Source organism: Actinomadura graeca, from assembly GCF_019175365.1.
GTDB classification, from domain to species: domain Bacteria; phylum Actinomycetota; class Actinomycetes; order Streptosporangiales; family Streptosporangiaceae; genus Spirillospora; species Spirillospora graeca.
Genome location: NZ_CP059572.1, coordinates 7,273,060 through 7,289,970 on the forward strand (window position 1 = coordinate 7,273,060; position 16,911 = coordinate 7,289,970).

Genomic DNA, 16,911 nt, shown 5'->3' on the forward strand with positions numbered 1-16,911 from the left:
CTCGGTTCGCGGGATCAGAGTCGGCCGACCCCCGGCAGTGGTGATGTGCCCGCGTGTGAAGACCCCGGTTTTGTGCCGGGGTCTTCATGCGTTCGGGGTCCGTGGGCGTCCGCGGTGTGATGATCATGGGGGATGGCCCTCCTCACGAAGACCGTGGTGCTCGCCGGTGCGATGCTCGCCCTGGCCGCCTGCGGTTCCGAGTCCGCCGGAAGCGGGCGGCCCTGCACGCTGGTGGGCGCCGTCCCCGGTGTGAGCGTGGACGTCCGGCCTCCCTTCGCGGCCCGCGTCGCCTCCGTGTCTCTGCGGGTCTGCTGGGACAGGGCGTGCCAGAGCCCGCGGGTCGAGCTGACCCGGACCTCGAAGGCGGTCTCGGCGGGCTGCGACGGTGAGGGGCCCGACGCCGCGTGCGGTGCCTCGATGTCGCCCGATGGCGGACAAGGCGGGTTCGCGCGTGTCGAGGGCCTGCCGAGGACGCCGGTGCAAGCCTTCCTCGTGCTCCGCGATGGCCGGGGCCGTCGGCTGCTCGACCGGCGGGTCGATCTCACCCCTCGGGTCACGTTCCCCAACGGGCCGCACTGCGGCGAGGGGCCGCCCCAGGCGGGGCTGGTCGTGGCGGACGGCCGGGTGACCGTCCGCTAGCACGTGCGCGGGGTGGACGGTCAGGCGCACCCCGTGCCGTTCGCGGACGATCGATGGCGCGGGCGCAGGATCCGGCGACCCGGAACAGGCGGCGACCCGTCCGGCGGCCTCGGACCCGGGCGGGCGCCGACCCGCGGCCGCCGCCGGAGCCTCTAGGGCCCTCAAGGGGCCTCAAGGCCCCTCAGGAGCTCTCAGAGGCTCTCAGGGGCCTCAGGAGAGGGCTGGCACCGCGGGCACCAGTACGTGGTCCGGTCCCCGACATCGGAGGTCTGCGCCGCGCGGTGGACGCGGGCGCCGCAGCGGCGGCAGGGCTGCCCGGCCCGCCCGTACACCCAGTGCTCCCGCCCGCGCCGCCGGTCGCCGGTGGTGATGTGGCCGTGCCGCTCCTTGTTGGCCTCCAGGAGCCGGTGGGCGAGCCCGACCATCGCGGGCAGGTCCGCGACCTCGCCGACGGGCGTCCACGGGTGGACGCCCCGCAGGAAGAGGATCTCCGCCTTGTACACGTTGCCGATCCCGGCGAGCAGGGACTGGTCGAGCAGCGCCTCGCCGATCGCCCGCCCGGGCCGCTCGCGCAGCCGCAGGACGGCCTCGGCGGCCTGGCCGTCACCCCAGCCAGGACCGAGCAGGTCCGGGCCGAGATGGCCGACGGCCTTGTCCTCATCGGCGGTGCGCAGGAGTTCCACCAGGCCGAGGGAGTAGCCGAGCGCCTGCCACTCGGCGTTCGCGAGCACGAGCCGGATCCGGTGGTCGTGGGGGACGGGCCCGGCGCGGCGGATCTGCCAGCGTCCCTCCATCAGCAGGTGCGTGTGGACGGTCAGCCCGCCCTCGACACGCACCAGGACGTGCTTGCCGCGCGACATCGCGCACAGCACCGTCCGGCCGCGCAGGTCGGAGGTGGCGAGCCGGGGGACGCGGAAGTCCGAGCGCGACAGAGGCCGCCCGGCGAGCGCCTCGTGCAGGCGCCGGGCGGCCAGCCAGACGACGTCGCCTTCCGGCATGGATGCCTCAGAGGGTCAGATCAGGGATGGGCTCTCCCAGGCCGTCGGGTCCTCGGTGAGCTTGCGGACGGGATTGGGGAGCTCGCCCTCGGCGATGTGGGCGAGCGAGACCGACTCGAGGATGGAGCGCTCACTGGCGCGCAGCGCGATCCACACGTCCTGCAAGGAGCGCGCGGGGCCCTCGTAGCCGATGTGCTCGGGCCGCTCTCCGCGGACGCCGAGCAGCGGCCCGTCGATCGCGCGGATGATGTCGGCGAGGGAGATCTTCTCGGCCGGCTTGGCCAGCCAGTAGCCGCCCTCGGGGCCGCGCTGGCTCCGGACGAGGCCGGACCGGCGAAGCTGTCCGAGAATGTTCTCCAGGAATTTGGGCGGAATCTGCTGGGCCTCCGCGAGCTGGACGGCGGTCACCGGATGGCTTCCGGCGACAGCCAGCTCCGCGGCGGCACGCAGCGCGTAGTCGACCCGGGCGGACAATCGCATGCTCGTATTATCCCTTGCCGATCGGACTGGTTCGTCTTACCCCGCTCTGACTCCTGAGTTCGGGTGGTGTGGCGGGGGGTTCGGGCAGTGTGGCCGGGGAGTTCACATGGCGCGGCGTGCCCGCCGGAACCGGGCTCTCGTCCGGCGGGCACGCCACGGGCCGAGCGCCCGCCGGGAGGGGGAGGTGCCACCCGGCGGGCGGGCCTCAGGCGGCGGTCGTCAGGCCGAGGAGCTCGGCGGCCGCCTGGGCGTTGGCCGCGGCGGCGCCGTAGGTGGCCAGATAGACCGCGGAGCCGGGTCGCCAGACGGGCAGTCCCATCTCCACCACGACCGCGTCGGGACGGGCCGTCAGGAGCGCGTTGGTAAGCGCGCGCTGTCCCGCGTGGCGGTGCGCGTCCCGCAGGACGACCACCAATCCGCGGCCCGTGGCACGTTCCAGGACACGGTCTGCCTCCCCTTCGGCCCCGTCGGCTTGTACGGCGTCGGGTGCCCACGGGTTCAACCCCCACGGGGTCGGGCCGACCGCGATATTGCCGGTCGCCTCCAGCTCGACCACGAGCGGCGCGCCGTTCCAGCCGGGCAGCGAGCCCGACACGCGGATCGCGCGGCGTGCCGCCTCCAGGCCGGAGGCGCGGTCGATCACGGCGGGGCTGTGCCCGGCCAGCCAGCGCTTCAGGGCGCCGGTGCGCTCCGCGGCGTCCGCGAGGCGCTCCGGGGCCAGCCGGCCCGCCCGCACGGCCGCCGAGATGGCCTCCAGCGTCGCCGAGAGGGTCTCCGCGTGCTCGTTGGGGCCGAGGCACAGCAGGTCCGCCCCGGCCATCAGCGCCCGGACGGACGCCTCGGGGATGCCGATCTCACCGCTCGCGCCCTCCATGTCGAGCGCGTCGGTGACGATCACCCCCCGGTAGCCGAGCCGCTCGCGGAGCAGCCCGGTGATCGCGGCGGCGGAGAGGGTGGCCGGCACCCCGCGGGTGATCGCGGGCAGGTTGAGATGCCCGGTCATCACCGCGCGGGTGCCGGCCTCGATCGCCGCCCGGAACGGGACCAGCTCGCGCCGGTCCAGCAGCTCCAGGTCGGCGTCGACGAGGGGGACGGACAGGTGGGAGTCCTCGACGGTGGCCCCGTGCCCGGGGAAGTGCTTCGCGCACGCGGCCACGCCGGCCTCCTGCGTGCCCGTCACGGCCGCCGCGGCGTGCCGCGCGACCAGCTCGGGGTCGGGGCCGAACGAGCGGGTCCCGATCACGGGATTGTCGTCGGCGGTGTTGACGTCGACCGAGGGCGCGAAGTTGAAGTTGACTCCGACCTCGGCCAGCTCGGCGCCCAGCGAGCGGTAGACGCGCCGGGTCAGCTCCGGGTCGTCCACCGCGCCGAGGGCGGCGTTTCCGGGGTAGGGGCTGCCGGTGGCGTGACCGCCGAGCCGGGTGACGTCCCCTCCCTCCTCGTCGATGGTCACGAACGGGTCGCCGGCCTTGCGCATCTGCGCGGTCAGGGCGGCGAGGGACTCGGGACTCGGCACGTTGCCGGTCAGCGCGAACAGCGTCACGCCGCCGAGCCCGGCCTCCAGCTCGTCCAGCAGCCAGCGCGGCGCGGTCGGGCCGGGGAAGGACGGCAGGAGCGTGCCCCGTGCGAGCCTTGCGATGTCGTCGGTCATCACCCCTTCACCGCCCCTGCGGTCAGTCCGGACACCATTCGGCGCTGGACGAGGAGGAAGAAGGCGATGACGGGAATGGTGAGCAGCGTCGACGCTGCCATGATGGGCCCCCAGGCGTTACCGCTGCGGCCGAAGAAGAACTGCAGCATGATCGGCAGGGTGTACTTTTCCTGGTCGTCCAGGAAGGTGAACGCGAAGATGAACTCGTTCCAGGCGGTGATGAAGGAGAAGATGCTGGTCGCGACCAGTCCGGGCGCGACGAGCGGGAGCATGACCTTGAAGAAGGTCCGGACGGGCCCGGCGCCGTCGATCGCGGCGGCCTCCTCCAGCTCGCGCGGCACCGCGGCGACGAAGCCGCGGAGCATCCAGATCGCGAACGGGACGGCGAAGCCGATGTAGACGATCGCCAGTCCGGGCAGGGTGTTGAGCAGGTCCAGCTTCTTGAGGTCCAGGAACAGCGGGATGACCAGGGCCTCCAGCGGAACCATCTGCACCACCAGGAGCATGATCAGGAACGTGGTGCGGAACCGGAAGCGGAACCGGGCGACGGCGGTCGCGGCCAGCAGCGCGAGCAGGCTCGACGCCACGACCGTGACCAGCGCGAGGATCGCGCTGTTGCGGAAGTACTCCCAGAAGGACACCTCCGCGATGCCGCCGTTCAGCACCAGGTCGAAGTGCTCCAGCGTCGGATGCGACGGGAAGGGCTTCGGCGTGGTGCTGAAGATCTCGTTGTTGGGCTTGAACGCGGTGGAGGCCATCCAGAAGACGGGGAACACCGCGCACACGAAGACGAGCAGGCCCGTCCCGTTGAGGACGATCCTGCGGGTGAGGGAGCGCTTCATCGGGTCTCCCCTTGGCGGACCATGACCCGCACGTACAAGGCCGTGACGACGAGCAGGATCAGCGTGAGCACCAGCGCGATGGCCGAGCCCATGCCGAGCTTCGGGTTCATGGACCCGAACGCCTCGCTGTAGGCGTACAGCGAGAGGTTGAACGAGTCGCGGTTGGCCATGCCGGCCATGACGAACAGCTGGGTGAACACCTTGAAGTCCCAGATGATCGACATGACGAGCAGGACGAGGAAGATGGGCTTGAGCATCGGATAGGTGATGCTCCAGAACGTCCGCCACGGGCCCGACCCGTCCACCCGCGCCGCCTCGTAGAGCTCGCCGGGCACGCTCTTCAGGCCGGCCAGGACGGACACGGCGACGAACGGGCACGCCTGCCAGACCACGCAGACGGTCAGCACCGTGTACGTGGACAGCGGCTTGGCGAACCAGTTGTAGTCGTCCCAGCCGCTGCCGACCAGGAAGTCGGGCAGCAGGTCCAGGGACCAGTTGACGACGCCGCCGGTGGTGCCGAACAGCCAGGTGAAGATGATCGCCGCGGTGACCGGCGGCGTCGCCCACGCCACCATGACGCCGCCCGCGACGAAGTTCGACATCTTCTTGCCGAGCTTGTTGAGCAGCAGCCCCACCAGCGTGCCGACCAGCATGGTCAGCGACACCGCGACCACGGCGAAGATCACCGTGTGCCGGAGCGTCTGCCAGAAGAACGGGTCGTCGAAGATCGTGCGGAAGTTCTCGGTGCCCACCGGCTCGGCCGGCTCCCCGCGCAGCTGGCGGTTGCCGACCTTCTGGAACGACATGATCCCGATCTGGACCATGGGCCAGAACATGAGCAGGGCGATCACGACCACGGTGGGCGCGATCAGCAGGTAGGGCCCGAAGCGGGGCCTGCGGCGGGAACGCGCCCGGCCGGGCGGTTTCCGGCCGGGCGTTCCTCTGACCGCGGGAGCGGTGTCGAGCATGAGGAGGTTTCCGATCAGCGGGGACGGGTGGCCTCCCGGCGCCGGCCGCCCGCGGCGCGGACGGGCGGCCGGGACCGGGTCCTTACGGGTTGAGCAGGGTGTTGGCCTGCTCGTTGGCCTTCTTCAGCTCGGCGTCGGCGGGCTTGCCCTGCATGATCGCCTTCATCGCGTTCGGGAGGACCTTCTTGGCCTGCTCGAACTCGCCCCAGCCGGAGCTGATCGGTGTGAACTTGGTGTTGCCCGCGATCTCGGTGAAGATCGCCAGCTTCGGGTCGGAGAACTTCACGTCCGAGCGCATGGAGGAGAAGCCGCTGTAGTCGGCCCACGCGGAGGCGTTCTTGGCGTTGTTCAAGATCGTGATGTAGTCGAACGCCGCGTCCGGGGCCTTGCTGTCCTTCCACACGGCCAGGTCGGAGCCGCCCGCCATGACCGGGGCGTTGCCGCCGGCCTTGCTCGGGATCGGGAAGACCGCCCACTTGTCGGCGTCCTTGTCGGAGATCTTCTTCATCTCCTTCAGGGACCAGCTGCCGTCGATGTACATGCCGAGCTTGCCGAGCGCGAAGTCGCGCTGCGGGCCCTCCAGCTCGTTCTTGCCGATGTACTTCGCCGGGGCGACCTTGTCCTTGGTGACGAGGCCGGTGTAGAAGTTCACGGCCTCGACGGCCTGGGGCTGGTCGAGCTTGCCCACCCACTTGCCGCCGTCCTTGGTGGCGACCTCGCCGCCGTTGCCCCAGATGAAGCTGACGAGCGCGTTGGTCTGGTCGCTGGGCACGCCGATGCCGGGGATCTTCCGCGCGTCCTGGATCTTCTTGGCGGCCGCGCTCAGCTCCGTCCAGCTCTTGGGGGGCTGGATGCCGAGCTGCTGGAACCAGTCAGTCCGGTACCAGATGGCCCGCACGCCGCCGTACCACGGCACCGCGTAGGTCTTGCCGCCCGCCTGGTCGTTGCCGATCGCCGTCTTGTTCAGGGTCTTGCCGTCGGCCCAGCCGGAGAACTTGTCGCTGATGTCGGCGAGGCTGCCCTGCTCGATGTGCGACTGCACGTCGGTGTTGCCCAGTTCTGTGACGTCCGGGCCCTCACCGCCGGCGGCGGCCTTCTGGAAGGTCGTGGCTACTTGCGGCCACGGCACGTACTTGATCTGGACGTCGGTGTTCGGATGCTTCTGCTTGAACTCGGTCTCGACCGTGTCCAGGAACTTGGTCTGCTCGGGCGTGCCCTCGCCCATCATCCAGACCTTCAGCTGCGCCGGGTCCTTGCCCGTGCCGGACTTGTCATCCTTGTCGTCGCCGCCGCAGGCCGAGGCGGCCAGGGCAATTGCGGCCGTCACTGCCGCAACCTTGATGTACTTCACTGGGGATCCTTTCCGGCATCGCCTCGCGCGGCCTTGTGGCCTGCGGTGCGAGTGGAGCGTGACCGGACCCTTTAGGGTCCAGCCATGCCCCACTCGACGTCGCATCGCTCGCGGCGCCCTGCTCGCCACTCGGCGTTCTGCGCGCGCCACCCTCCCGGGTACGGGAACGGTTGGCGCTTGGGCGTAAACTAACAAGAAACTTTCCTAAACAAAACCGCCCGTTAGCGGATTGAGACATCGAGGGGTACAAGGATGGCCAGACGCCCGGGAACACCGCGGCTGCTGCGTGAGCTCAACGACCGCGCGGCGCTGGACCTGCTCGTCGAGCAGGGCCCGCTCACCCGCGCGCAGATCGGCGAGCACACCGGGCTGTCGAAGGTCACCGCCTCCCAACTGCTGTCCAGGCTCGAAGAGCGTGGTCTGGTCGAGGTGGTCGGGGAGCAGGCCGGGGGACGGGGGCCCAACGCCGCCCTGTACGCGGTGGTCCCCGCCTCGGCCTATGTCGCCGGGCTGGAAGTGGGGCCGGACGGCGTGACCGCCGGGGTCGCCGACATCACCGGCTGCATCATCGCCCAGGTTACCGTCGACCCCAACGGTGCGGACGATCCTGTGAAAATGGTGCACAACGCCGTCGTCAAGGCGTGCCGGTCGGCGCGGGTGGCGCTGTCGCGGCTCAGCGCGTTCGTCATCGGCACCCCCGGCGTGGTCGACCCGCGGTCCGGTGACGTGCAGTTCTCCTTCGACCTCCCGGCCTGGCACGAGGGCGTCCTGGAGGCGCTGCGGACCGACCTGCGCCGCCCTGTGACGATCGAGAACGACGTCAACCTCGCCGCGATCGCCGAGCGGGCCTTCGGCGCCGCGCGCGACGCCGACGACTTCGCGCTCATGTGGTTCGACCGCGGCATCGGCCTGTCGGTGATGCTCGGCGGGCGGCTGCACCGCGGCCGGTCCGGCGGCGCGGGCGAGATCGGCTACCTGCCCGTCCCGGGGGCGCCGCTGCCGCTCGGAACGGCCAGACGTGGCCAGGAGGACGAGGGCGTGACCGAATCCACGACGTGGGGGATCCCGACCCTCGCGGGCGGCTACGGGTCGCTCGTCGGCGCGGACGCCGTCCGGGCACTCGCCCACGCCCACGGCTTCAGCGAGCCGACCGCCGTGGACTGCGTGCGGACCGCGGCGGCGGACGAGGCGCGCGGCGGCACCTTCCTCGATGAGCTGGCCAACCGCATCTCCTACGGCGTGACGTCGGTCAACATCGTCCTGGACCCGGGGCTCGTCGTGCTGTCGGGGCATCTCGGCCGCGCCGGGGGCATGCCCCTGGCCACCCGCATCGAGCGGGCGGTCGGGCGGATCAGCCCGACCCGCCCGTCCGTCGCGGTGACGGAGGTCGAGGGCAACCCGGTCCTGCGCGGCGCCCTGCACGCCGCGCTCGAACAGGCACGGGACGAGGTGTTCTCGGCGGAGAAGGGCTGAGGGCACGGCTCCCCGGCCCGGCTCCCGGCCGGGACGGTCCGCGGGCGGAGACGGACGAGGGCCCCCGCCTCGCGGCGGGGGCCCTCATTGTGGCGGAAGGAGTGGTGGAATGCGTGGCGGTGTGCGGCGGAAGAGCTACTTGGCGGACGCCGTGGCCTCCGCGTCGTGGTCATGGCGCCGCGGGTCGTTCAACGCGCGGTCGATGACCGTCTGGCTGATGATCTGGCGCTTGCGGCGCTGCGCCGCGGCCCATCGTGCCGTAGGTGTCATGGTGAAACCCCGTTCCGCGGTGACGCTTTCCCCTGGTCACCGCAACCCCGTAGGACCTCATGCTCTCAAACGGCGGCGTCCCGGGGATCCGTCTTGGGGATGAAGTCGAGGTCAGACCTTCTAGGGAGGGCTTATGGCGGGGTTTCCCCCCTGGGCGCCCGGCCGCCCCGCTGCGATCATGAGGGGAACGCGGCCCCCCACCCGCCCGTTGGGGTCCGTGACCGAGGAACCGAGGGGATGCCATGGCTCTGCGTGACCGGCTGCGGCGGCTCGTCCAGAAGCCGGGGAGCGTCGACCTGGCGCCCTTCCAGGCGATCGTGGACGAGGCGGGAGAGCGCGAGGCCCGCGTCCGTGACCTGGACGACGCCGGGCTGACGGCGGCCGTGTCCGCCCTGCGCGATGGGGAGGACCTGGCGGAGTTCTGCGCGCTCGGCCGCGAGGCCGCCCGGCGGGCGCTGGGGGAGCGGCCGTTCGACGTCCAGCTCGTCGGCACGCTCGCGCTGCTGTCCGGGCACGTCGCGGAGATGGCCACCGGCGAGGGCAAGACCCTCGCGGGCGCCCTCGCCGCCGCCGGGCACGCGCTCCGCGGCCGCCGCGTGCACGTGATGTCGGTCAACGACTACCTCGCCCGCCGCGACGCCGGGTGGATGGGCCCGCTCTACGACCTGCTCGGCGTGTCGGTGGCCTGGGTGGGTCAGGCGTCCACCCCGGAGGAGCGCCGCGAGGCGTACCGCGCCGACGTGACCTACGCGCCGGTCAGCGAGATCGGCTTCGACCTGCTCCGCGACCGCCTCGTCACCGACCCCGCCGACGTCGTGCTGGCCGAGCCGTCCGTGGCGCTGGTCGACGAGGCCGACTCCGTGCTGGTGGACGAGGCCATGGTCCCGCTCGTGCTCGCTGGGGCCTCCGGCCTCGACGAGGCCGACCCCCGGTACGCCGACCTGGTGCGGCGGCTCCGGCCCGGTTTGCACTACTCCGCCGACGACGAGGCCCGCAACGTCCAGCTCACCCCTGCGGGCGCGCGCGAGGTGGAACGCGTGCTCGGCGTCGACCTGTACGCCGCCGGGCACCTCGGGACCCTCACGGCCGTGAACGTGGCGCTGCACGCCGAGGTCCTGCTCCACCGCGACGTGGACTACATCGTCCGGGACGGCGCGGTGAAGCTGATCAGCGAGTCGCGCGGCCGCGTGGCGCTGCTGCAGCGCTGGCCGGACGGCCTCCAGGCGGCCGTCGAGGCGAAGGAGGCCCTGGCGGCCTCGCCCAGCGGCGAGATCCTCGACTCGATCACCGTCCAGGAGCTGGTCGGGAGGTACCCGGTCCGCTGCGGGATGACGGGCACGGCGATGGCCGTCGCCGGGCAGCTCACCGAGTTCTACTCCCTGGAGATCGCGGTCGTCCCGCCCCACCGGCCCTGCGTCCGCGACGATCAGCCTGACCGCCTCTACGCGACCACCGCCGACAAGGAGGTGGCGATCGTCGAGGCGATCTCCGAGGCGCACGCGACCGGGCGGCCCGTCCTGGTCGGCACGGCCGACGTCGCAGAGTCCGAGCGCCTCGCGCGCCGCCTCGCCCGCGCGGGCCTGGACCGCGTCGTCCTCAACGCCAAGAACGACGCGGAGGAGGCCGCGATCATCGCCGAGGCCGGCGCGGAGGGCGCGATCACCGTCTCGACCCAGATGGCCGGGCGCGGCACCGACATCCGCCTGGGCGGCAGCCCGTCCCCGAAGGCCCCGGGCACCGCGCCCGCCGAGGCGGCCGGTTCCGGCCGCGACGTCGTCGCGGCCGCCGGGGGACTCCTGGTGATCGGGACCGGCCGCTACCACAGCAGCCGCCTGGACGACCAGCTCAGAGGCCGCGCCGGACGCCAGGGCGACCCCGGCGGCTCGGTCTTCTTCACCAGCCTCCAAGACGATCTCGTGACCCGCTACGCGCCCGATGAGAAGCCGGCGCGCGGCAAGGCGGGCGCCGCCGAGGACGGACGCGTCGGCGACAAGGGCGCCCACTGGATCGTCGGGCACGCCCAGCGCGTCGCCGAGGGCGTCGACCTGGAGATCCACCGCAACACCTGGCGCTACAACCACCTGATCGGCCTCCAGCGCCGCGAGGTCCTCGCCGAGCGCGAGGCCGTCCTGAGCGGCGACCGCGCCGACCGGCTGCTCGCCGACGGCGCCCCCGCCAAGCACGCCGAGCTGACCGGGATCGCCGGCGCGGACGCGGTGGCGGAGGCCGCGCGCCAGATCGTCCTGTTCGAGCTGGACCGCTGCTGGGCCGAGCACCTGGCGTTCCTCGCCGACCTCCGGGAGGGCATCCACCTGCGCTCGCTCGGCCGCGGCCTCGACCCGCTGATCGAGTTCAACCGGGAGGCCGTCCCGGCGGGCAAACGCCTCCTCGCCGACGCCGGGGCACGGTCGGTGACCGCCTTCGAATCCCTCACCGCCTCCGAGGACGGCATCGACCTGGACGCCGCCGGCCTCATACGCCCCTCCGCCACCTGGACTTACCTCGTCCACGACAACCCCTTCGGCTCCCTGGACGAACGCGCCTTCCGCGGCTTGGTGGCCATGTTCAAACGCCGGCACTAGGGAGGCAAGCACCAACCGTGACGTGAGCGCGCTACCAGCCCGCGTGAGGCGATGCCCGAGGCGAGCCCCACGCGGGATGATCGCGAAGCGATGTCGCGCTCACACAAGCACGGTCAAGGGGACGAGCCGCCAGGCGAGCCCCCTTGGGCCGGGGTTGCAGTCAACGCAGCCTGAGGCCGCGAGGAGTGGGGTGGAATCCGGCGGACTCCAGGGCTGCGGCCAGCGGGGAGTCGCCGATCGACTCGCCGTCGGCGCGTTCGACGGTCAGCTTGCCGAGGGCGCCCTCGCGGACGGCCAAGGCCAGCGCATCGACGGCGGGCTGCAGGACACCGGAGTCGTCGTCCCAGGTCAGAAGCGTGCGGCCGCCGCGTTCGACGTAGAGGACGAGGCGGCCCTCCACCAGGACGACGAGCGCGCCCGCCTTGCGCCCGGGTTTGTGGCCGCTGGCGACCTCGTCCTCCCGCGCAGGCCAGGGCAGGGCCGCGCCGTACGGGTTGGCGGGGTCGGCGGCCGCGAGGACGAGGGCCCGGACAGGGGCCTTGACCTGCGTCTCCCACAGGGCGGCGAGGTCATCGGGGGAAGCGGCGGACGGGCGGAGCGCCCGGAGCCGGTCCACGGCCCCAGGGAGCGCGAACTGGGCCGCCCCCAGCCCTTCGACGAAGTAGCCGCGCCTGCACCGGCCGCTCTCCTCGAACGCGCGCAGGACGGGGTAGACGGCGGAGAACCCGCCGGGTATCCGCTCGGCGGCCACGGCGCCGCGGATGACGATGCCGTACCTCTCCAGCAGCGCCTCCGCCAGCGCGTGGGTGCGCAAGGTCGTCTCCTCCTCACGCCCGGGGAGCGGCCACCAGCGCCCGGCGACGGTGGGCGGCCCTGTCCTGGACGGCAGGACAGGGCGTCCCCGGCGGGTCGTCCGGGAGCGGTGCGTCGGACGGCCCGAACCGAGCGCGGCGCGCAGCGGCGCGAGGGTGTCGTTGGTGAGGTGACCGGCCCACACGAGGTCCCACAGGGCGGTGACGAGGTCGGCGTCGGCGGTGGTGGTCCGCTGGTTGACCCGGTCGGACAGCGTGCGGAAGAACAGGGCGCCGCCGTCTCCCAGCGCGTCGAGGACGGCCTGATGCGCCGGCGTGAGAGTGATCTCCACGGGTTCCGGCATGAGGAGCGGCGCGGTGTCGGCCAGGTACAGCGCCACCCACCCGTCGCCGCCGGGGAGGGCGCCCTGGCCCGCCCACACGACCTCGCCCGCGGAGGTCAGCTCGTCCAGCATGGCGGGGGTGTAGCCGGGCACGCGGGACGGCAGGATCAGCGACTCCAGCGCGGACGCGGGCACCGCCGCGCCCTGGAGCTGCTCGATCGCCTGGACGAGCGCGTCGATCCCGCGCAGCCGCGACCCGCCCGAGACGCCGTGCCAGGCGGGGAGGAAGCGGCCGAGGGACTCCGGCGGGGACGGCTCGACCTCGGCGCGCAGCCGGGCCAGCGACCGGCGCCGCAGCGTCCGCAGCACGCCGGTGTCGCACCATTCGCTGGTCAGCGGGCCCGACACGGACTCGACCGGCAGGAACTCGCCTTCGACGACCCGTCCCTGACCGGCGAGGCGCCGCAGTGTCTCGACGACGACGGCGGTGCCGAGCCCGAACGTCGCGGCCGGGTCGCCCGGGCGGAACGGGCCGTGCGTGCGCGCGTAGCGGGAGATCAGGTCGCCGAGCGGGTCGTCCACCGGTTCGAGGAACGCCTCGGGGATCCCGACGGGCAGCGGCGCGCCAAGGGCGTCCCGGAGGCGTCCCGCGTCCTCGATGGCGGCCCAGCGCTCCGCACCGCCCAGGCGGACGCGTATCGCCCGCCGGGCCCCTTCCAGCTCCACCAGCCACCGTCCCGCGAGGGATGGGCCCTCGCCGGGGCCTGGCACCGTGCGCTCGGCGACCTCGGCCGTGGTGAGGGGGCCGAGGGCGCGCAGGAGGTCGGCGACGCCTTCGACGTCGCGGGCGCGCCGGTCGGCGGCGAGGCGCTGGAGCTCGCGCTCGGTGTCGGCGACGGCCTCCGGGTCGAGCAGCTCGCGCAGGTCGGCCTGGCCCAGCAGCTCGGCCAGCAGCGCCGAATCGAGCGCGAGCGCCTGGGCGCGGCGCTCGGCGAGGGGGGAGTCGCCCTCGTACATGAACGCGCCGACGTAGTTGAACAGGAGGGAACGGGCGTAGGGGGACGGCTCGGGCGTCTCCACCTCCACCATCCGGACCTTGCGCCCGGACATGTCGCGCATCAGCCGCACCAGGCCGGGCACGTCGAAGACGTCCTGGAGGCACTCGCGCATCGTCTCCAGGACGATCGGGAACGACGGGTACTTGCTCGCGACCGCCAGGAGCTGCGCGGCGCGCTGGCGCTGCTGCCAGAGCGGCATGCGCCTGTCGGGGCGGCGCCGGGGCAGCAGCAGGGACCGTGCAGCGCACTCGCGGAACCGGGCCGCGAACAGCGCCGACCCTCCCAGCTCGTCCACCACGACGCGCTCGATGTCGTCGGCGTCGAACACCGCCGTGTCGAGGCCCGGCGGCTCGTCGGAGTCGGGGACGCGGATGACGATGCCGTCGTCGGCGTGCATGGCCTGCGCGTCGCCGTACCGCTCGCGCAGGCGGCCGGCTATGGCCAGCGCCCAGGGGGCGTGCACGCGCGCGCCCAGCGGCGAGTGGACGACCATGCGCCAGTCGCCGAGCTCGTCGCGGAACCGCTCGACGACCAGGGTCCGGTCGTCGGGGACGTGCCCGGTGGCCTCGCGCTGCTCGCCGACGTAGGAGACGAGGTTCCCGGCGGCCCACGCGTCCAGCCCCGCGGCGGACACGCGCTCGCGCGCGGCGTCGGCGGGGAGCCCGGCCAGCTCGCGGGTGAACTCGCCGAGCGCGCGCCCGAGCTCGGCCGGGCGGCCGAGCGCGTCGCCGTGCCAGAACGGCAGCTTGCCGGGCTGGCCCGGGGCCGGTGAGACCAGCACCCGGTCGGGGGTGATGTCCTCGATCCGCCACGAGCTGGCACCGAGCACGAAGACGTCGCCGACGCGCGACTCGTACACCATCTCCTCGTCCAGCTCGCCCACCCGCGAGGACTTCTCGCCGACGAGGAACACGCCGAACAGCCCCCGGTCGGGGATGGTGCCGCCGCTGGTCACCGCCAGCCGCTGGGCGCCGGGACGGTCGCGCAGGACGCCCGTGACGCGGTCCCAGACCAGGCGGGGCCGCAGCTCGCCGAACTCGTCGCTGGGATACCGCCCGGCGAGCATGTCCAGCGTCGCCTCCAGCGCCGAGCGGGGGAGCGTCGCGTACGGGGCGGCGCGCTTGCAGAGCGTCTCCAGGTCGTCGACGGTCCACTCGTCCATGGAGACCATCGCGACGATCTGCTGCGCCAGGACGTCCAGTGGGTTGCGCGGGTAGTGGAGCTCCTCGATCCCGCCGCTGCGCATCCGCTCCGACACCACCGCCGTCTGCACGAGGTCGCCCCGGTACTTGGGGAAGATGACGCCCTTCGACACCGCCCCCACCTGGTGGCCCGCGCGTCCGACACGCTGGAGGCCGCTCGCCACCGAGGGCGGCGACTCCACCTGGACGACCAGATCGACGGCGCCCATGTCGATCCCCAGTTCGAGGCTGGACGTCGCCACGACGGCCGGGAGCCGGCCCTCTTTCAGGGCGTTCTCGATGCCGGCGCGTTCCTCCTTGGAGACTGATCCGTGGTGTGCGCGGGCTATTTCCAGAGGCGCCCCTCTTCCGGCGCCGGCCTGGGCCATGGTCGCCGCGGGGGAGTGGTCTTCGGGCAGCGGCTCCCCGGTCGCACGTTCGTAGGCGAGCTCGTTGAGCCGCCCGCAGAGGCGCTCGGCGAGGCGCCGGGAATTGGCGAACACCAGCGTCGAGCGGTGCGACTCGATCAGGTCCAGCAGGCGATGCTCGACGTGCGGCCAGATACTGCGCTGGCGGGGATCGGCGTCGCCCGCGTCGTCCACGAACTGGCCGATCTCGCCCATGTCCTCCACGGGGACGACGATGTCGAGGTCGAAGACCTTGTCCGAAGGGGGCTGGACGACGGACGCGGGGCGCGTCCCGCCGAGGAACGCCGCGACCTCGCCGGTGGGACGGACGGTCGCCGACAGCCCGATCCGCTGGGCGGGACGTTCGAGGAGCGCGTCGAGCCGTTCGAGCGACAGCGCCAGATGGGCCCCGCGCTTGGTGCCGGCCACGGCGTGCACCTCGTCGACGATCACGGTCTCCACCCCGCGCAGCGACTCGCGCGCCCGCGAGGTGAGGATCAGGAACAGCGACTCCGGCGTGGTGATGAGGATGTCGGGCGGCCGGACGGCCAGCCTGCGGCGCTCGTCGGCCGGGGTGTCGCCCGACCGCATCCCGACCCGCACATCGGGCTCGGGGAGGCCGAGGCGCCGCGCCGCCTGCCGGATGCCCGCCAGCGGGGCGCGCAGGTTGCGCTCGACGTCCACGGCGAGGGCCTTGAGCGGGGAGACGTACAGGACGCGGCACCGCTTGAGGGGCTCCGGAGCGGCCTCCCCGGCGGCCTCGCCCGCCGCCAGGCGGTCGAGCGACCACAGGAACGCGGCGAGGGTCTTGCCGGACCCGGTCGGCGCGACGACGAGGGTGTCGTCGCCCGCGGCGATCGACTCCCACGCCCCCTCCTGCGCGGGAGTGGGCGCGGCGAACGCCCCGGTGAACCACGCGCGGGTCGCCGGGGAGAAGCGTTCGAGGACGTCACCCCTCATGAGGACCATCCTGCCTCGCGGGTCCGACAGAACGCGCCGACGTGGCCCGCATCACGCGTAAGCAAGCACTTATAGCCAGCCATCTGCCCGGACGGGCGCCGGGAGCCCCGGGTGAGGCCGCAGCGGCCTTGGACGAGGTCACGGCGTCCTTGGCGGGCCGGCCGTCGGATAGCGTGGACGGGTGCGGCTCACAGTGTTCTGGGATCGGATGAACCAGCAGTTCGGAGAGGGCTACGCGGCGAGCGTGGCCAAGGACTACGTCATGGCCGAGCTGGACGGCCGCACCATCGAGCAGGCCCTCGCGGACGGCGAGCCCGCCAAGCGGATCTGGCAGGCCGTCGTGGCGACCTTCGACGTCCCCTCCCAGCTCCGGTAGTTCAGGGCTTAGGCAGCCCAGGGCCCCGGTAGCCCAGGGCTCCGGCGCTCGGGAAAGGCCCGCGCACGGGCCCGGATCAGTAGACCGCCACGGCGATGACGAAGCCGATCATCAGGTTGGCGACCGCGAGCAGGATCGCCGCGGGCTCCAGCCGGTCGTCGGCGTCGTCGGCCATCGTCCCGACGCTGATCCCGACCAGGCGGTCGAAGACCACCGTCGCGACCGTCTGCGCGATGATCCCGACACCGCCGAACACCAGCGTCCTGCTCAGGCCCTCGGCCAGGTCGCCGCCCGACGCGAAGATCGACATGGCGACGATCATCCCCACGCCGACCGTGGCCGCGCACGCGAGCAGCGTCGCGTTCGGGTTGCGGTGCTCGCGGATCACCGTGATCAGGCGTCCCGGCGTGGCGAAGTCCGTCATGTAGAAGCCGATGATGAACAGCGCCAGGCCGACTCCGGCGTACGCGAAGAGCGCTCCGGTCCCCTCCAGGAGGATCTGGCCGAGGCCGTCATCGTTCGCCGCCAGGGTTGTCATGG

Annotated in this window: 13 protein-coding genes; 4 read left to right on the forward strand and 9 right to left on the reverse strand. The window is 72.7% G+C overall.

Features of this window, described 5'->3' with window-relative positions; all coding sequences use genetic code 11:
• The first annotated feature begins 132 nt into the window (after positions 1-132).
• Positions 133-639, forward strand: a complete 507-nt coding sequence (locus AGRA3207_RS32375) for a hypothetical protein (RefSeq protein WP_231330917.1) — start codon at positions 133-135, stop codon at positions 637-639.
• Positions 640-830: 191 nt separating this feature from the next.
• On the opposite strand, the gene AGRA3207_RS32380 is transcribed toward AGRA3207_RS32375, so the two are convergent.
• The 6 genes from AGRA3207_RS32380 to AGRA3207_RS32405 all read right to left on the reverse strand — a co-directional run bounded on the left by AGRA3207_RS32380 (position 831) and on the right by AGRA3207_RS32405 (position 6,905).
• A complete protein-coding gene (locus tag AGRA3207_RS32380; protein WP_231330918.1) occupies positions 831-1,637 on the reverse strand; it encodes a DNA-formamidopyrimidine glycosylase family protein in 807 nt (268 codons plus the stop codon).
• A gap of 15 nt (positions 1,638-1,652) precedes the next feature.
• Positions 1,653-2,117, reverse strand: coding sequence for an RrF2 family transcriptional regulator (locus tag AGRA3207_RS32385; RefSeq protein WP_231330919.1), 465 nt, complete (start codon positions 2,115-2,117; stop codon positions 1,653-1,655).
• A gap of 205 nt (positions 2,118-2,322) precedes the next feature.
• The gene (locus tag AGRA3207_RS32390) at positions 2,323-3,768 is read right to left on the reverse strand and encodes a glycoside hydrolase family 3 protein (RefSeq protein ID WP_231330920.1); all 1,446 of its coding nucleotides are present in this window, start codon (positions 3,766-3,768) and stop codon (positions 2,323-2,325) included.
• Positions 3,768-4,610: a carbohydrate ABC transporter permease gene (locus AGRA3207_RS32395; protein ID WP_231330921.1), complete on the reverse strand. Its 843-nt coding sequence runs from the start codon at positions 4,608-4,610 to the stop codon at positions 3,768-3,770. Before AGRA3207_RS32395 ends, AGRA3207_RS32390 begins: the two co-directional genes overlap by 1 nt.
• Positions 4,607-5,578, reverse strand: coding sequence for a carbohydrate ABC transporter permease (locus AGRA3207_RS32400; protein WP_231330922.1), 972 nt, complete (start codon positions 5,576-5,578; stop codon positions 4,607-4,609). Before AGRA3207_RS32400 ends, AGRA3207_RS32395 begins: the two co-directional genes overlap by 4 nt.
• 82 nt (positions 5,579-5,660) lie before the next feature.
• Positions 5,661-6,905 (reverse strand): extracellular solute-binding protein, encoded by a 1,245-nt coding sequence (locus AGRA3207_RS32405; RefSeq protein WP_231330923.1) that lies wholly within the window; start codon positions 6,903-6,905, stop codon positions 5,661-5,663.
• A gap of 276 nt (positions 6,906-7,181) precedes the next feature.
• Here AGRA3207_RS32405 and AGRA3207_RS32410 point away from each other — a divergent pair, with 276 nt between their 5' ends.
• Positions 7,182-8,402: an ROK family transcriptional regulator gene (locus tag AGRA3207_RS32410; RefSeq protein WP_231330924.1), complete on the forward strand. Its 1,221-nt coding sequence runs from the start codon at positions 7,182-7,184 to the stop codon at positions 8,400-8,402.
• Positions 8,403-8,537: 135 nt separating this feature from the next.
• On the opposite strand, the gene AGRA3207_RS39990 is transcribed toward AGRA3207_RS32410, so the two are convergent.
• Positions 8,538-8,672 carry a hypothetical protein gene (locus AGRA3207_RS39990; RefSeq protein ID WP_273699964.1) on the reverse strand — a complete coding sequence of 45 codons (135 nt, stop codon included), beginning with the start codon at positions 8,670-8,672 and terminating at the stop codon, positions 8,538-8,540.
• 242 nt (positions 8,673-8,914) lie between these two features.
• On the opposite strand from AGRA3207_RS39990, the gene secA2 reads away from it, so the two are divergent.
• Positions 8,915-11,254, forward strand: coding sequence for an accessory Sec system translocase SecA2 (gene secA2 / locus AGRA3207_RS32415; RefSeq protein ID WP_231330925.1), 2,340 nt, complete (start codon positions 8,915-8,917; stop codon positions 11,252-11,254).
• A 160-nt stretch (positions 11,255-11,414) separates the two neighbouring features.
• On the opposite strand, the gene AGRA3207_RS32420 is transcribed toward secA2, so the two are convergent.
• Positions 11,415-15,995, reverse strand: a complete 4,581-nt coding sequence (locus AGRA3207_RS32420) for an ATP-dependent helicase (protein ID WP_231330926.1) — start codon at positions 15,993-15,995, stop codon at positions 11,415-11,417.
• 181 nt (positions 15,996-16,176) lie between these two features.
• Between AGRA3207_RS32420 and AGRA3207_RS32425 the strand changes: the two genes are divergently transcribed.
• Positions 16,177-16,371, forward strand: a complete 195-nt coding sequence (locus AGRA3207_RS32425) for a DUF3046 domain-containing protein (protein ID WP_231330927.1) — start codon at positions 16,177-16,179, stop codon at positions 16,369-16,371.
• Positions 16,372-16,447: 76 nt separating this feature from the next.
• Here the strand turns inward: AGRA3207_RS32425 and AGRA3207_RS32430 are convergent, their stop codons facing one another.
• On the reverse strand, positions 16,448-16,909 hold the full coding sequence (locus AGRA3207_RS32430; RefSeq protein WP_231330928.1) for a DUF350 domain-containing protein: 462 nt from the start codon (positions 16,907-16,909) through the stop codon (positions 16,448-16,450).
• Positions 16,910-16,911: the final 2 nt, after the last annotated feature.

What these genes read in the sequence shown, in the direction of transcription:
- AGRA3207_RS32375 (WP_231330917.1), top strand. Translation starts at nt 133, where the DNA reads ATGGCCCTCCTCACGAAGACCGTGGTGCTCGCCGGTGCGATGCTCGCC.
- AGRA3207_RS32380 (WP_231330918.1), bottom strand. Translation starts at nt 1,637, where the DNA reads ATGCCGGAAGGCGACGTCGTCTGGCTGGCCGCCCGGCGCCTGCACGAG.
- AGRA3207_RS32385 (WP_231330919.1), bottom strand. Translation starts at nt 2,117, where the DNA reads ATGCGATTGTCCGCCCGGGTCGACTACGCGCTGCGTGCCGCCGCGGAG.
- AGRA3207_RS32390 (WP_231330920.1), bottom strand. Translation starts at nt 3,768, where the DNA reads ATGACCGACGACATCGCAAGGCTCGCACGGGGCACGCTCCTGCCGTCC.
- AGRA3207_RS32395 (WP_231330921.1), bottom strand. Translation starts at nt 4,610, where the DNA reads ATGAAGCGCTCCCTCACCCGCAGGATCGTCCTCAACGGGACGGGCCTG.
- AGRA3207_RS32400 (WP_231330922.1), bottom strand. Translation starts at nt 5,578, where the DNA reads ATGCTCGACACCGCTCCCGCGGTCAGAGGAACGCCCGGCCGGAAACCG.
- AGRA3207_RS32410 (WP_231330924.1), top strand. Translation starts at nt 7,182, where the DNA reads ATGGCCAGACGCCCGGGAACACCGCGGCTGCTGCGTGAGCTCAACGAC.
- AGRA3207_RS39990 (WP_273699964.1), bottom strand. Translation starts at nt 8,672, where the DNA reads ATGACACCTACGGCACGATGGGCCGCGGCGCAGCGCCGCAAGCGCCAG.
- secA2 (WP_231330925.1), top strand. Translation starts at nt 8,915, where the DNA reads ATGGCTCTGCGTGACCGGCTGCGGCGGCTCGTCCAGAAGCCGGGGAGC.
- AGRA3207_RS32420 (WP_231330926.1), bottom strand. Translation starts at nt 15,995, where the DNA reads ATGAGGGGTGACGTCCTCGAACGCTTCTCCCCGGCGACCCGCGCGTGG.
- AGRA3207_RS32430 (WP_231330928.1), bottom strand. Translation starts at nt 16,909, where the DNA reads ATGACAACCCTGGCGGCGAACGATGACGGCCTCGGCCAGATCCTCCTG.